The organism is Mesorhizobium sp. M5C.F.Ca.IN.020.32.2.1 (genome assembly GCF_004023105.1).
Classification (GTDB): domain Bacteria; phylum Pseudomonadota; class Alphaproteobacteria; order Rhizobiales; family Rhizobiaceae; genus Mesorhizobium; species Mesorhizobium wenxiniae.
Window position 1 is genome coordinate 1 of sequence record NZ_RZSX01000025.1, and the last position, 16,863, is coordinate 16,863.

General features: G+C 63.1%; 6 protein-coding genes. All 6 read left to right on the forward strand.

The window, feature by feature from the left end; all coding sequences use genetic code 11:
- On the forward strand, positions 1–1,435 hold a 1,435-nt coding region (locus EOA86_RS02355), incomplete at its 5' end, for a hypothetical protein (RefSeq protein WP_206629947.1).
- On the forward strand, positions 1,428–2,696 hold the full coding sequence (locus EOA86_RS02360) for a restriction endonuclease subunit S (protein ID WP_128340603.1): 1,269 nt from the start codon (positions 1,428–1,430) through the stop codon (positions 2,694–2,696). The genes EOA86_RS02355 and EOA86_RS02360, both read left to right, overlap by 8 nt.
- Positions 2,693–6,052 carry a type I restriction endonuclease gene (locus tag EOA86_RS02365; RefSeq protein ID WP_128340604.1) on the forward strand — a complete coding sequence of 1,120 codons (3,360 nt, stop codon included), beginning with the start codon at positions 2,693–2,695 and terminating at the stop codon, positions 6,050–6,052. Before EOA86_RS02360 ends, EOA86_RS02365 begins: the two co-directional genes overlap by 4 nt.
- On the forward strand, positions 6,049–6,762 hold the full coding sequence (locus EOA86_RS02370) for a SprT family zinc-dependent metalloprotease (RefSeq protein WP_128340605.1): 714 nt from the start codon (positions 6,049–6,051) through the stop codon (positions 6,760–6,762). The genes EOA86_RS02365 and EOA86_RS02370 overlap by 4 nt, the downstream gene beginning before the upstream one ends.
- 171 nt (positions 6,763–6,933) lie before the next feature.
- A complete protein-coding gene (locus EOA86_RS02375; protein ID WP_128340606.1) occupies positions 6,934–10,587 on the forward strand; it encodes an AAA family ATPase in 3,654 nt (1,217 codons plus the stop codon).
- Positions 10,580–16,863, forward strand: a 6,284-nt coding sequence (locus EOA86_RS02380; protein ID WP_164891529.1) for a hypothetical protein, incomplete at its 3' end; no start/stop codon positions are given. The genes EOA86_RS02375 and EOA86_RS02380, both read left to right, overlap by 8 nt.

Consider the following 16,863-nt stretch of genomic DNA (forward strand, 5'->3'; position numbering starts at 1 on the left):
GAACTTCATCGACCCCGAGCACATCGAGAAGATCGTCAGCGCCTATGACACGTTCGCCGACGTGCCCGGCTTCGTGGCCGTGGTCGACAACAAGGCGATCGTCGAGGACGAGGCCGGCAACCTGAACATCCGTCGCTATGCCGACAGCAGCCCGCCGCCCGAGCCCCACGATGTGCGCGCCCACCTTCACGGTGGCGTGCCCAAGCGCGAGATCGAGACTGTCCGCTCGCAGGCGCTGGCGCAGGGCTTCGACGTGGACAAGCCTTTCGCCGGCCGCGGTGCCGACTACGATGAGTTCGCCGAGGTCATTGCGAAACGGGCCGATATCCGCACGCTCGTCGAGGACGATGCGGGTGTCGCGACCCGGCGGGACGAGATGGTCGCCGCTTTCGATGCTTGGTGGTCGTCGGCGCGATCCGGGCTGGCGGACTTGCCCGAGAGCAAGCGCCTCATGCCACTGCGGCGCGATCTGCTCGACAGCTTCGAGCCCGCGATGTTGCCGGTCGGCTGCCTCGACCGCTATGCGCTCATGGGCTCCATCGCGGGCTGGTGGGACGAAATCCGCTACGAGCTACGTGTCATCATCGAGAACGGTTTCGCCGAGTTGGTCGACGGCTGGGTCGAGACGCTCCGCTCGGCGCTCGAGGACGAAGACGCGGACGACGACGAGGACAGCGACACGAAAAAGACCGTGAAGGTGACGCTGGAGGAGTTGCTTGCCCATCCCTTCGTGCGCCATCGCATGGCCGACTACGTCGCCGAACTGTCCGCCGCGCAGGCCGAGGTAGAGCGGATCAAAGCCGAGAAGGAAGCTTGGGAAACCGGCGATGGTGTCGAGGGCGCCGAGGACTGGCTGGATGGGGCCGAGGAAGGCAGCAACCTTGCCAAGGAGCTAGAGAATCGCCGCAAGGAACTGCGCGCCGAAATGAAGGACGACGACAAGCGTCGGAAAGAGTTGGTCAAGACTACGCCGGCCGGCAAGCCGTCCAAGAGCTCCATCGACTGGATGCGCGCGCAGGGCATGGACGTGCGTGAGTTCGTGGCCGAGCTTGCCGAGCTTGAACGCCGGCTCGCGCCGCTGGTCGAGGAGGCGGAGACCATCGACGCCATGCTCGCCCCCTATGAGGCGATTAAGGAGCAGCTGAAGGCCGCGCGCGCCACACTGCGCCGGCTTAAGGCGGCTTTTGTCGAGCGGCTGACCGCGGCCCGGGCCGAACTGGACGATGATGATTGCCGCGAACTGGTGCTCGACATCGACCGCGAGCGGCTGTTTGACCGGTTGGAACGCGCCCGTGTACGTCGGTTCGGCGCGCTGGTGGCCGCCGTAGAGCGCCTTTGGGACAAGTATCGTGTCAGCCTCAAGACCGTTGAAGGGCAGCGATCTGACGCGACAGGGCGGCTCGGCGCATACCTGAAGGAGCTCAGGTATGCCTGAAGCTCGCACCACGACACCACTTAGCCAATACTGTGATGCCAACACGCAGAGCCTTGGTCGGGAGACGCCGAGCGATTTCCGGTTTCGATACGTCGACCTGAGCAGCGTCAATCTGGGCAAGATCGACTGGCAGAAGACCCGAGCACTCACTTACGCGAGCAGCCCCAGCCGCGCGCGCCGGGTTGTAAAGCCTGGCGACGTGCTTTTCTCGACCGTCCGGCCAGGCTTGATGGGCCACGCGATGGTACGCGCTCCGTCCGACCTTCCATTGATTGGATCCACTGGATTCGCCGTGCTTTCGCCGAAGGAAGGCGCTGACGGACGCTTTCTTTTCCACTCGCTGTTTCTCGACGAGTTCAAGCGGCAGCTGGCGCAGTTTGAAGTCGGCTCGAATTATCCGGCCATCAACGAGTCAGACCTGCTCCGGGTGAAACTGGGAGCCGTCGACGGGTCGAGCCAGAGCCTGATCGCCGACATCCTCGACGCCATCGACGATGCGATCCTCGAAACCGATGCGGTGATCGAGAAGCTGCGCACCATCCACGTCGGCATCGTCGACGACCTGCTTACGCATGGTCTGGCAGACGATGGCTCACCCCGGGAACCTTCCAGCCTTGCGGAGACGAAGGTCGGCCCCCGGCCCGCAACATGGACGGTTGCGAACCTGGGGCACTTCGTCGTCGGAGCCGAGTACGGGACCAACCTGTCCTTGGACGATAGCAGCGCGGGAATTCCCGTCCTTCGTATGAACAACATCCAGGACGGCGAGTTCGACCTGTCCAACATGAAGTTTGCGCCCGCCCGTGCCGTCGAGCGCTTCCGGCTCCAGCGCAACGATGTCCTGTTCAACCGCACGAACAGCTGGGAGCATGTGGGCAAGGCAGCCATCTGGCGAAGGGACGAACCCGGTCCGGCCTTCGCATCCTACCTGGTGCGGCTTCACTGCGGCGATGAACTGCTGCCGGAGTTCCTTCATCTCTGGCTGAATTGGGCGCCGGTCCAGCGCGCCATCCGGCAGTTCGCCACACCCGGGGTGCAGCAGGTGAACATCAATCCCACTAACCTTCGGCGCGCGCTGATCGCCGTGCCGGACGGGCTGGACGAACAGCGGGCTATCATCGAACGCGTGAACGGCGTCGCTGCGGCCATCGAGGACCATCGCCGCGAGCGCGCCAAGCTGTCGTCGCTCCGCGAGGGTCTTCGCGACGACCTTCTAACCGGCCGCAAGCCCGTCGTGGCCATTCGGGAGGCTGCCGAATGAGCCAGCAGGACCGCCTGGACGAGTTGAACGTCGTGGAGCGCCCGCTCTTGCGCCAGCTGGACGCCATGGGTTGGACTCACGTCGAGGGCGCCGACGAAGACCCGAGCACCGGCCGCAAGGACTATCACCTGCTCGGCCGCGCCGACTTTCAGCAGACATTGTTGCGTGACCGGCTCGAGGCCGCGCTGCGCCGGTTGAACCGAAACGAAGATGGCTCCGAATGGCTGGACGACCGCCGCATCAACCAGGCGATCTCGCAGCTCGAACGGCCGACCGCGCGGGACTTCATCGCGATCAACGAGGAGCTGCACGACAAGATCGTGCGCGGCGTAACCGTGTCGGGGCCCGATGGCGAGCATGAGCGCCGCGTGCGCTTCATCGACTTCGAGCCGGGCGATCCGAACGAGTTCATCGCGGTCAACCAGTTCCGAGTGGACCCGCCGGGCGCCGTTGGCGACCGCGGATTTATCGTGCCGGACGTCGTGCTGTTCGTGAACGGCCTGCCGCTGGTGGTGATCGAGGCGAAGAGTCCCGCCGTCACCGATCCCATCGCCACCGCGATCGACCAGATGCGCCGCTACGCCAACCGCCGCGTGCCCGAGAAGAACGAGGGCGCCGAGCGGCTGTTCTGGACGAATCATCTCCTGGTCGCGACCGACTACTACGACGCCCGCGTCGGCTCGGTCACCGCACGGCCCGACGACTTCCTGCCGTGGCGCTCGGTCAAGCCGGTCGGCATCGAGCACACGCGCGCCGCCAGCGAGGAGGTCTGCGGCGAGATCGGCAAGGCCCCTGGCACCGAGCTGGTGCAGCAGGAAGTTCTCGCCGCGGGTCTCTTGCGGCCGGCATACCTCCTCGATGCGCTGCGCTCCTTCACCGTGTACATGACGACGGACGAGGGAGTGCGGATCAAGATCGTGCCGCGCTACCAGCAGTTCCGTTCGGTGCACATCGCGCTGCAGCGCCTGCGCGAGGGCAAGACCCGCCGCGAAGATGGCATGACGGATCGCCGTGGCGGCATCATCTGGCACACTCAGGGCTCGGGGAAGAGCCTGACCATGGTGTTCCTGGTCAAGAAACTGCGCACCATTCCCGAGCTTCGCCGGTTCAAGGTGGTCGTGGTCACCGACCGGACCGACCTCGAGGACCAGCTGTCGAAGACGGCGAAGCTGGCCGGGCAAGTCATGCGGGTCGCGCGAAATGCCGATGGCGCGAAAGCCCATCTGGGCCGCCAGGAGCCCGACCTCGTGTTCGTGATGATCCAGAAGCTGCAGGAACGGAACGGCGGCGGTGACGAGCAGGAAATCGTGTTCGCAGCCGAGCACGAGGACCTTCCTGCGGCGAAGACCGACGAGCTGCGTTCGGGCAAGCTGGTCGCAAGGATCGGCGAGCGACAAGCCTTCCCTGTCCTGAACGAAAGCGAGGACGTCCTCGTCCTGATCGACGAGGCGCACCGCTCGCACACCAGCGGGCTTCACCAGAACCTTCTCGACGCGCTGCCGAATGCCGCGCGGATTGGGTTCACCGGAACGCCCATCGAGGAGAAGAACAAGAAGAAGACGAGGGAGATCTTCGGCACATACATCGACCGCTATCTGCTCCGCGATGCCGAGGCGGACGGCGCCATCGTGAAGATCCTTTACGAAGGACGGGAGCTGAAGGCCGATGTCACCGACAAGGGCACGCTGGACGGGCTGTTCGATGCCACCTTCGCCGGGAAATCATCCGAAGAACGGGAGGCGATCAAGGACCGCTATGCGACGCGCGCGCGTGTTCTCAATGCCGCCGATCCGCTGAAGGCCAAGGCCATCGATGTGCTTCGGCACTACATCGTCAACATCCTTCCGAACGACCTGAAGGCGCAGCTCGTCGGCTCCAGCAGGGAACTGGCGGTCCAGTATGTCGATGCGTTGAACGACGCCCGCGACGAAATCGTTGCCGCCGTCGAAGGCGCTGCGGACATAATAAAGGACATCGCCCCCGAAGACGCTCAGGACGCCGGTGGCGACGTGGCGTTTCTTGCCGCCGCGCTGCCTTACCTCGACGCGATCAAGGGCCTCGAGTTCGCGGCGGTCATCTCTGTGGATCACAACGACCTGCCTCACCTGAAAGCCTGGGGCGGCGCTGCGGAGACGAAGCAGCGGATCGAGCGGTTCAAGAAGCCCCTATCTCAGGATGCCCTCGCGATCCTGGTGGTGAAGAGCAAGCTTCTTACCGGCTTCGACGCCAAGGTCGAACAGGCGATGTATCTCGACCGTGCTATCTCAGGCGCCGAACTGCTGCAGGCCATAGCCCGCACCAACCGCACGGCTGGCGAAGCCAAGCGCTTCGGTATCGTTGTGGACTACTACGGCGTTGGGAAGAACCTGGCAGACGCGCTGGCGATCTATGACGCTGAGGATCAGAGAGATCTGACCGGCGGCATCGGCAAGCCCGATGAGCTCCTACCCGAGCTGCGGCAAGCGCGTGACGCAGTGGTCAAGCACTTCGCCGATGTCGGCCTAAGCCTCGGATCTGATCTGCAAGCGTACGTCGACGCGTGTGTCGGAAAGCTCAAGGATCAGAAGTTTCGGGCGGAGTTCCTGGTGCTCGTGAAAAGGCTCATTGGCCTGTTCGACACGCTCATGCCCCGCCCAGAGGCAAGGCCATTCACCAAAGACGTGAAGATCTACGCCTTCATCGCAAAGGCTGCCGCGAACCTCTACCGGGATCGGTCCCTCGATGTGCGTGGCGTCGCTCACAAGGTACAGGGCATGCTCGACGCCTTCATTCAGGCGCATGGCATCGACCCCAAGATCCCGCCCATCGAAATCTTGGATCCCGACTTCGCTGCAGAGGTGTCCCGTAGGAAGACTGATCGCGCGAAGGCGGCTGAGATGGAGAACGCTCTCCGCCACCACATTTCGATTTCTTTCGAGAAGGACCCGGCCAAGTTCAAGAGCCTGAGCGAGCGGCTCGAAGGCATATTGACCAGTCATCAAGAAGACTGGAACGAGATCGCGAAGCAGCTTCAGAAGCTCATCGATGAAGCGTTGGCGGCTTCATCCAAGTCGTCAGTGTATCACGGACTCGACCCGCATACCGAGGGGCCGATCTTCGGCATCCTCCGAATGCGATACGGGAGCGCTGACAGGGACACCGACCTCGCGGAACTGGCTGCGGAGATCGTGCGACACCTGCGGCAGGAGACCGCCGTAGCGGGATTCTGGGACAATTCAGTCGGGCAAGAGGAAGCAAGACGGTGGGTTTTCCGTCAGCTCGACAGCAGCAACATGTTCCAATTCGCCGAACTGGATGCGATTGCCGCTGATTGCATGGGGGTTGCGCGGGCAAACCGCGCAGCATTTGCCTCATGAACGAGACCATCCGTGTCGAGGACCTCACCTTTCAAGTCAAGCGCAGCGAACGCCGGAAGACTATTGGCCTAACGGTGGAGCGCGATGCATCACTTGTGGCTCACCTCCCAAAGGATGCCGATATCGGCCAGGCCAACGAACTGATCAGGACAAAGCTGGTCTGGGTTCACCAGAAGCTCGCGGCCCATAAAGACACCCGTCGCGAGAATGTATTCCGTCGTCCGGAATTCGTCGATGGCGAGGGGTTCTACTTCCTCGGCAAGCACTATCGACTGAAGCTGGTAGATGTTGATCCCGCCGGGCCGCCCACCCCCACGGTTCGCTTCGACGGCGATCGCTTGTTGTTCCGACGAGAACAGGTGGCAGCGGGCGAGAAGCGCATAGCCGAGCACTACACGCGGGCGGCTCACCCTTACTTGAATGACGCTGTGCATAGGTGGAAGAAGATCGTAGGGGTTGAGCCTGCAAGATACGTACAGGTTATGGACTTGGGTTTCAGGTGGGCTTCTTGCAGCTCCGAAGGAACGCTGAACTTCCATTGGCGGATCATGCAGCTACCGCCGCAGGTGATTGACTACGTTGCTGTGCATGAATTGACCCACCTCAAAGTTCCCGATCATTCGCCAGCGTTTTGGCAAGAAGTGAGCCGTGTGCTTCCGAACTACGAAACGCATCGGAAATGGCTGCGCGACAAGGGTGGAGAACTTTAGGGGGAGGTTGAAATGGATACTGGCATAAGCGCGCGCGAATTGGCGGCACTCTTCCACTTTGTTCACGACAAGTGTGAGCGACGGCTTCGGGCCTTTGGAACGCATCGGCGCGACTCCGCTGAGCATCTCGAGGCGGCATAGGCGAGGCCGTACAAAGCCGAGATCACACAGATGCCCACCCACATCACTGCTCGCCTCGCTTGGCACACGGACGGATGGAACGGCGCGATCTGCAACGCGCCGGAGAAGAACACCTATTGCGTCGGGTGCAAGTCCTTCCCCGGCGATGTCATCGCGCGGGAGCGCGATCTCGAGGCGGAAAAGCGCCTGGCTGGGTGCTCGGGCGCCAAGCTGGAGGGCTATGTGCCGCCGTGCAGCTACAGTTACAACGCCTTTGGCCGGGCTGAAGCGCCAAGCGCGTCCAACCCACCCGACTTCTTCTTCGGCGGCGCGCATCGGCACGAATGGACGCTGCCCCCCGCGACAGTGAGCGTGTGGCCCTATGAGGCGATGTACGCGGAAGAGGTGAAGGCGGAGGGTTATCTCGACAACAGCAAGCGCCGGGCGCTCACGCTGGAGTTCTTTCAGCCCATTGAGAAGGACTGCGGCACCAATCTCATCTTCTACTATGCGAACTATTCCAACCCGCTCTCCGAGGAGGAGGCACCGCGCTACGTCCTAGTTGGAGTGTCGCGCATCGTGAAGGTCGGCAAGGAGCTCTTCTACGAGAACGTCTCGGAGGAAATTGCGAAACGCTACGCCGGCGGCATGATCTGGGCGCGCGACATAAGCGCGGCCTATCCCGATGAAGGCGTGCGGCTGCCCTACCACCGCTACCTTGACGAACCCGACCGTCTCGCGGAGATCGCGCTCTTTCCCGAGAATCCACTCATCTGCAAGTACGGCTCCAAGCACCTTACCGACGACGAGGCCATCGGCCTCCTGGAGCAGTTCCTCGCGAAGGTCCGGTTTCTGCGCGACATCGGGGACGAAAGCGAGAACTGGGACGTCCGCGAGGCCTGGCTCCTCACAACGATCAGCGAGCTCTGGCGCCATCGGGGTCTCTATCCCGGCCTCCTCAAGGCGCTGAAGGTAGCCGGGGCGACCCCGCTCATCGATGGCGTGAAGCAGCTTGCCATTCAGGAGGGACAGGAGCGGGCGCGCGCCGCCGCCTTCGAATTTCTGGAAACTGGAAAGGACAGCGTCCTTACCGCCAGCCTCGACGCAGCGGAGCGGAAGAAGATTGCGCGGAACTGGATGCTGCTGGAGGATGGCCCCCGCCTTCTCTTGCGCGATGTGCTGCCGCGCCTGGATTTGACACTGGACGTGATGGGCGCCGTTGCCTCGGAACAGCGTGGCGATTCCGGCATCGCTGCATCCGCCGAGGAAATCGTGGCGAATCCATACCTGATTGCCGAAATGTATTGCGGGACTGACGCCAGCGACCGCGTACCGTGGAGTGCAATCGACCGCGGCGTGTTGCCGTCGCCGGAGCTTGGCGGAAAGCCCCTTGCCGATGTTGAGCTCAACGACGAGCGCCGCTTTCGCGCACTCTGCGTGGAACATTTGCGCCGCGAACCGAAGCACAGCTTTCGCTTCGCCAAGGATCTGCTGGTCGAGATCGCGCAGCGCATGGACCGGCTGCCCGCCTGGAAACAGGCGGCGTTCAGCGAGCGCTATTTCACGGTAGACGCCGATTTTCTTTCGGGCGCGCTCGCTTTGCGGCCAACGGACCTCGGTCTCGCCGTCTATCTCAAATCCGTGTTCGAGGATGAGCGCCTCCTTGAAGCCACGTTGAACGAACTGGTGTCGCGGCCCGAGATCGACTTGCGCCGCCCCGTCACGGCGGCGGACTGGTCGTCATGGGTGTTCAAGTCCGACAGCCCGCTCGCGACAAGGGCGAGCGCCGACTACGCAGAGGCAACCCGCGAGCAGGCAAAGGTCTGCGAGCGTCTGTTCCGCCTCCCACTTTCCGTCGTTACCGGGCCGGCCGGCACCGGGAAGACCACTGTCATCGAATCGCTCATCCGCGGGGTACGCCGCGCCGAAGGCGAGGGCGCGGCGGTGCTGGTACTGGCGCCGACCGGTAAGGCCGCAGACCGTGCAAGGGAGGTCTTTGAGAAGGCGTCGCTCCAGCGCGTCGAGACAGTGACCGTCCATTCCTTTCTTGCCGCCAACGGCTGGCTCAATGACAACCTGACCTTCAAACGCCGCGGCGGCAAGAAAGCGGCCGTCGGGACACTCCTTCTCGATGAAGCCTCGATGCTCGACCTCGAGCTGGCGGCGGCGCTGTTTCGCGCAGTTGATTGGCAGCATATCCGACGGCTGATCCTGGTCGGTGATCCGGGCCAGTTGCCACCCATTGGGCGCGGGCGCGTCTTTGCGGACGTGATCCGGTGGATGTCGGCCGCGCATCCCATCAATCTTGGGCGCCTAGGTCGGAACCTCCGGCAATTGTTGAACAAGGTTCGAGGCGATGGAACGGCCATCGTCGCGCTTTCGGAGCTCTTCATCGTCGATGATGAGGACAAGAGCGTCGATGGCGCGGACAGTTCGACACGCCCCGATCAGGAAGCGCTCATTGCACGGATTCATGCCGGCGGGGCGGTCGATCGCGACCTCGACGTGATCTATTGGGACGAGCCCGAGCAGCTCGCCGAGATCCTGATCTCAGCCATGGAATCGGGGATGACGAAGGGCGCGGGTCCCGGCCAGCAGCAGCCCTATCAGATCTGGCGTGAGGCCCTCGGCGACGATCCGACCGCGTTCCAGATTTTGACGCCGCATCGCGGTGAGCTGCACGGCGTGGAAGCACTCAACGAAGTGTGCCAAAGCCGCATTTCGAATTTTATCATCGAGCGGATCGGCACGGTCGACGGAATCACCCTCTCCGACAAGGTCATTCAAGTTCGCAATCGGCCGAAGTCGGACCCAATCTGGGGCTACGAAGCGGCGACGCGAAAGAAGCTGAAGGTCGAGGTCTTTAACGGCGAGATCGGCACCGTCCAGACGTTCGGCTTCGACAGCAAGGTTTGGACCACGGTAAAAACCGGTTACGGACCTCGGCTACGGCGCTTCGCCGTGCAGTTTACACGGAAGCCGGGCATCACCGTCGGCTACGGAAAGGATGTTCCCCACGACAAGAGCTACAAGCTGACCGAAAGCGTCGAGGAAAATCTGGAGCTTGCCTACGCTGTCTCCATTCACAAGGCGCAAGGCAGCGAGTTCGCGCATACCTTCGTCATCATTCCATCCAGCGCCAAACGCGCGGTCTCAGCCGAGCTCGTCTATACGGCGCTAACACGGGCGAGCCGCCACTGCACGCTGCTCTTGCAGCGGGATGTCGCGAGCCTCTTGGATGCGCGCCGCCGCGAGAACACGCAGACCCCGCAAATCAATTCATACCTCTTCACGCTTCATGTCGCGAAGGAGCCGCTTGCCAATCGCCGCGGCTGGTACGAGGCGGGGAAGATTCACGAGGCCCTGAGCGGTGACATGCTCCGGTCCAAGTCGGAGGTGATCATCGCCAACATGCTCCATGAGCGGAGTATCCCGTTCCGCTATGAGCAGCCCCTGTTTGCGGGCGACGGGACGATAAGGCTTCCTGACTTTACGATTACTTGGGCAGGCAAGACTTACTATTGGGAGCATCTCGGCCGGCTCGACCTCACCGACTATGCGGAAGAGTGGAAGCAGAAGCGCGCCTGGTACGAACGCTGGTTCCCCGGCCAGCTCGTGACGACGGAAGAGGGGCCAACGCTAAGCAGCGCAGCCGCCGAACTCATAGCGAATATCACTGCAACGACCAGGCCAACCGATGCCTGAGTTTCGCGTCTCCCCGATCTCGATCGTCAATCAGATCAAGAGCAACCTGCAGGATCGCTACGGGTCCGGATATCCGATCCTGAAAGAGTTGCTCCAGAATGCCGATGATTCGGAGGCCCAGCGCTTCCATCTGAACGCGCTTCCCGGTTGGCCCAGCGCAGCGAATCCGCTTCTGCGATGGCCCGGACTCCTTGTGGTGAATGACGGGAAGTTTCGACCCGAGGACGAGCTGGGCATCACGTCGTTCGGCGAGAGCAGCAAAGCGACCGATAACGGCGCCATTGGAAAGTTCGGCTTCGGGCAGAAGGCGGTTTTCCACCTCTGCGATGCCTTTGTCGTTCATGCCCATCGGGATGCCGCGCCCTTTAGCACCGTCGTCAATCCCTTCCTGGGCGTCGACATCGACGGCAATGTTAGCAGCGAATGGGAACCCTCGAATGGTGAAGGCCTCGCTGAGGCGGACCTGAAGCTTCTCAGCGATGCCGTCCCGAGTGACTTTCCGGAGCGTTGGCTCGCGCTGTGGCTGCCGTTCCGCCGGCGCGAGTTGCAGCCGGCGCCTGGCGTATGCTTCTCGAGCAATTTCCCCTCGGCGTCAGCGACAATTGCGGCGTTGGTCAAACCGACGGACCTACGCCTAGTTCTGACCGGGCTTCGTCATCTCACCTCGATCGACGTCCGGGAACAAGGAAGCGTTCGGTGCTCGATTACGGTCGACACTGCGCGTGGGCGATTGGTCGGGCCAGTGAAGTGGACAAACGGCATCCGATCATTTGGAGGTGAGGCTCGCGCACTTCCCGACCGGGAGGCCGCGCCATTCGTCGGTCGCGAAGCGACGCTTCCCGTGGAACGCCTCGCGCTCCTGCAGCGCGATGCCCATTGGCCGACGACGATTGACGTGCGAAGCCCCCAACCCAAACCTGAGAAAGGGGAGCCGCACGGAGCGGCCACGCTGATCCGTGCTTCACAAGACAGGCCCGCGGAGCTGCGAATTTCCTGGGCTGTCTTCTTACCCGTCTCGGATGAGGCCGATATCCGTATTCCGCTCGGTGAGGGTCGGCTCGGCCAATGGCGTATGCTGCTGCATGGCTATTTCTTCTTGGACACGGGCCGGCGCGAGATTGAAGGGCTGAAAATACCAGCGGCCCCCGATCATCCGGTTGACGCTGCCGCGCTCCGCCGCACCTGGAATGCCGAGCTTCGTGATTCAGTCGTCCTGCCGCTCGTTCCCGCGGTGCTGCGCGATGCGCTCGAATCGAAGATTGCCACGTCAGTCGAACTCCGTGACCTGGTGCGCTCGCTCGCGAGCAGCACTTGGTTTCAGAGCCACCGGCGTGCCATCTGCCGCGAAAATGCCCTGTGCCGCGTGCTCTCCGAGTCCGGTGGGATGGCATGGCGGCTCGCATCGAGCGGGGCCATCATTCGGCCGCTGCCGGGAGCGGTAGAGGACGCACCGAAAAGGATCGGCGAACTCTTCCCGGCGATCCATTCATGGGCGACGGCCGAAGACGTGCTCCTTGCCGTCGATCGGAATGCGGTACTCGCACCGCAGCCGGTGGATTGGACCCCGGACAATCTCGGCGCGCTCTTCGCGACGCTTTCGCCGCGGGCCTTTCAATCCGGCGCTCTTGCGCCCCTTCTCCTGGATTTCCTCGCCCTCGTGGAGCGAAGCGAAACGCAACTCCGCGCGCTGGGCCCTGGTCTTGTTTCTGCCTTGCGGAACGCGATGTCGGACACGGTGCCGTTGGCCTCCGCAGACCAAGTCAGGGCGATTTTGAGCTATGTTCCCCGCGGTATCCTCTTCCCATTGCCGGTAGCCGTGGAGCACCGGCAGGTGCTTCGGGCCTTGGCGACCGCGCCAACGACCATCCTGCCGGTCCGCGCCGGTTGGTCGGACGACCATGTATCTCAGCTGCAGCTTTCCGATTCCGATCTGAAGCTGTTGTTGGAAGCACTCGAGCCGCATGTCGGAGGTGATCTAGCCGACCAGGCCGCGCCCGCCGCATTGGCGTTTCTGATGCGCGCTAGTCACGACATCTCGCGCCTCGCCCGCGACCCGGACTTTGCCTCCATACAAGTGCTTCGGGCGCGGGATGTGCGCCGTAGCGCTATCGCACCTCTGTCGCTTCAAGTCTTGGTCGCGAGATCCGAGGCTGGGCTGCTCTTCGGCGCCTCTCCGGAGGCGAACCGGTTGTTGCCACTGGTGGCGCAGGCCCTGCCGGATACCGACCCCTTGATTCTCGAAGGAAAGACGGCGGACTTCATTCGCGAAGCCGGCGGCGGGTCGCTCGCGCTCCAAGTCGCCAACAAACCCTCTGTGTTCGCGCTCATCGATCGCAGCGCTCAATTCGGCGCGGACGAATCGCGGGCGCGGCTGCTTGACCGCCTTCAGCCGACCGACGACGACGACCGCGCCGCGCTACGACGCCTGTGCGCCGGGGCGCATGAGGCCGGCGACGCCAAGGCTGACATCTGGGCGTTGGACGGCGCCCCCGCCGGAATCGAAAGGGTGGTGACGAGCCTCTTGCGGGAGAGCGCGAGCGATTTTCTTGTTCCGTCCTGTATCGGGGCTGAATTGAGACCCAGGCTGCGTAGCTACCTTGGCATTCGGGAACTGGACAGCGCCGGGCTTGAAGCGCTGCTGGTGAAGAACCTCCAGGCGTTCTCTCGGCTTGAGCTCACGCCACCCGAAAGGGACGCCTTCCTCCTGACCAACCTCCCGGATGCATTGCTGCGGCGGCTGCCCATTCATGTTCGCTCCGACGGCGAGGTGGGGGACGCGCAAAACGCCTTCGTGGAAGGCAGTTGGCGAATCCCGGCATCGCTGCGGGAGCATGTTCTCACTGTGGAACTGTCGTCCGATCCGGGCGTCCGGGCACGTCAGCAGTGCATTCTGACAGCGTGGACACCGGCCAGCCAGATCGAGACGGCAGTGTCCCTTGCCGATCCCCATCGCTGGCACTCAGAGATCCTTGATGCACTCGACGCATTGGGGCGCAGGCAGGAGCGACCGGGACCCGATCTCGTTAAGGCCCTTCAAGAGCGGCCGTGGCTTGTTGCTGACGGTGTCCCGGTGGCGCCACGGGACGTCCTTGCGCTGCCCCCGTTGGTCGACGAGGCAGCGAGACGGCTGCTGGTCGCTGATGGACAGAGGCCTCCCTTCTTTCCATCTCGGCAATTGGCGGTCGACATCCGCGAGCACGCTGCCTTTGCGCGCTTGATCGAGTGGATCCTTCCCGACCAGCCGGCATCCCTCGACGTCCTGGGCCTGATGATCGACGATTCGAAAATCGTCGGGCGTCTCGGTCCCGTGGAAGCCGCGCACGTCGGTGACTTCGCGACCATCGCGCAGACGGGCGTGGATCTGGGCCTTGAAGGCTGGCCGCTTGTGTCGGCCGTTCTGACTTCGCTGAGGGATGAGACCGAAGTCATTGTGACGCTGGTTTCCGCTTTTGCCGGTCTCGATGCCTCCGGCGCGGACGTGACTGGAAAGCACCTCGATTGCCTTGCGGCGCTTGCGCAAGAGACGGGACATGCTGCCGAAGCGGCGCGCCGAAGCTATCTCCGGGCATTCGCCGTCATCGCCAAATGGCCCGAGGCCGCACGCCGTCAAGTCTTCCGTGCAACGCGTGTTCCGACGGAAAGCGGCGTCTGGCGGAAGGGACGTGAAGTCATTCAAGACGGTGATGGCATCGAGCCCGCGCATGTTCTGGCGGGCGAGTACGCTTACATGCTTCGCCGGTCCGACCCAGCTCCGCCACTGTCGCCCGGGCAAGCTGGTCCACGGCATCCTTCAGCGGTTCTGCCGGTGCAGCACGACGGGGTTCAGACGGTTGATCTCCCAGCCCTGGAAGCCGAAGGCGCAGCGCAACAGCGCGCCTTTCTGGAAGCCTGGCGAGGTCGTGTGCCATCGGATCTGGTCATAATCTATCTCGGCCTTGTCGGTCGCAATGACTCGCTGAGGGACGTGGCTAAGGACTGGCGGACTGATGCCTCAGCGGATGTCGAGACTCTGTGGACAGCTCTCGACGCTCATTTTCCAAAGCACGTGCTCTATCCCAACACCCTCGCGGAGGAGATCGATCAGCGCCGGTTCGTTATCGAGCGTGTAGTGGGGAGCCATGTGCGTGCGACAGCGCTTTCGGGCGATCCGTTTGACGCGCCGGTAGCCAGTGCGTCCGGCGGCTTGATCGTCGGGAATCTCCACAAATCGCCGCAGGGCATTCGCGATGCCGACGACACGATACGGTCGCTGATCACGTTGCCGCTCCGATCGATCGATCTCACCGGCCACGGCTACCGGGAGGCCTCTGGCATCTTCCGCCGCTTTGTCGAAACGATCGCGTCGGACTGTCTGTGGCTGGGGATGGCGAACCAGCAAGCGGCCCTGCATGACATCCTTGACCAAGCCGTTCAAATCGACCAGGCGACGCTGGAGGAGACGGAACGCCTGCTCCGCGACCAGCTGCCCACTATCCTCGCGGAGCTGAAGCTCCCGACGGAGCATCGCGCCCAAGCCGCCCTTCGCCGCTACCAGCAGGGGGCCGGACGGCACGCCCACCTCAACGGACCGCCGCACGAACTGGCGGACCTCAAAGCCAGCCTGTGGAAAGCGGTCGCCACGCCCGAGTCTGCCCCCGAACTGCTCGCCGCCGTGCGCCAAAAAATACACGAGTTCGGATACTCGGCGAGCCGCGTGCTGTTCGAACTCTTCCAGAATGCCGACGATGCCTACCTGCAGCTGGCAGCCCCGGCCGAGGATGCGCGCTTTCGTGTTGAGGTTGCATCCCACGCAGCGGAAGGTTTCCGCATCATCCATTGGGGGCGGCCCATCAATCACCTTGGCCCCGCTCAGGATGAAGGCCGCCGGCTGGGCCATGACCGCGATCTCTTGAACATGCTGCTCATGAACTTCTCGGAGAAGCGGCCGGGCGAGAACCTGACCGGCAAGTTTGGACTCGGGTTCAAGAGCGTGCATGTCCTTTCGGACAATGTCGGCATAGCAAGCGGGTTCATCGCCTTGCGCACTGCCGGGGGATTCCTGCCAACATCGTGGCCAGAGGGGATCGATGAAGCTGAGGTCGTCAAGCATCCGGACGGCCGAAAGGCGACGCTCATCGATGTGCCGTTCTCTGCGGAGACGTCTGAAGTCGGGAAAGAGGCCATTCGGGCTTTTCGAGCCTCGATGACGTGGTTGACTGTGTTCGCGCGCTCCATTCGGCGTATCGAAATCCTTGACGACGATCTGACCGTCGTCAGCTGTTATGCGTCCAAGTTCGTGGACGAGAACGATATTGCAGTGGTTTCGATCTCAGGCGCACACAACGAGCGTGCGCTCCGGTTTGATCTTGGCGACGGGTTCGTCTGGTTATTGCGGATCGAGGCTGCGGGACCGAGCCACTTTCCCGCTGACCTGCGGAGGCTCTGGAACCTTGCCCCGCTGGAGGAAGAGCTGCGCTCGGGATGGTTGCTCAACGGCCCCTTTGCCGTTGACCCGGGCCGCGGGCGGATCGCCGGCGCGATAGGCGATCGTCAGGAGCTCTTGGCAAGCCTCGGGCGCGCCTTGGGCGAGCGCCTGCGTCGATTGTTTGACCTATGTCAGGCGGATTGGCTGGCGTTTTCGCAAGCCTTGGATCTGGACGCTCCTGAGAACCCGGCTCGAACAATCTTCTGGACCCGCCTCTTCGAGGTGCTGTGCCTCGACTTGGATGACGATCTCGCTCGCCATCTTCACGCGCCTACCCTCGGCTACGGACGGCTCGTTGCCGAGCGGCCGGCGGTCCCCACTGGCCTGTCGTGGCCATTTGATGGTCTTGTCCAAGCTTCCGCCGTCGACCGCTTCACGGACGGGGCGCTGGCCGACCCTGCTATCCTGGAACGCGTGCGGGCGTGGCCGGCGCTGGTCGCGCTCGAGGGCCGACTCGTCGCGTCCGACATCGCGGGACAGTTGCGAAGACTGGGCTTCGGCAAACCGCGGGCCGTCACTCTATCCAACCTCCTTCGTGAGGAAATGGGCATGAATCGGCGTATCGACACCGCCGCCGCCGACCGATTGGGCGAGGTTCTCACATCGGAAGGGCTTGAGCAGGAGCCGCTCTATCAGGAACGCAAACCGCTGCTTGAAGTGGCGCGAGAGGCTGAATTTCTTGCGCGGGACGGTTCGTGGCGCTCGGTTCGCGAACTGAATTCGGAAGCCGTCGGCGGCGAAGACGAATTGCTTTTGTGCGCTTTTGCTCCGGAGAATGCGCGACTTGATGGGCGATATCGTGGGTCCGCGCT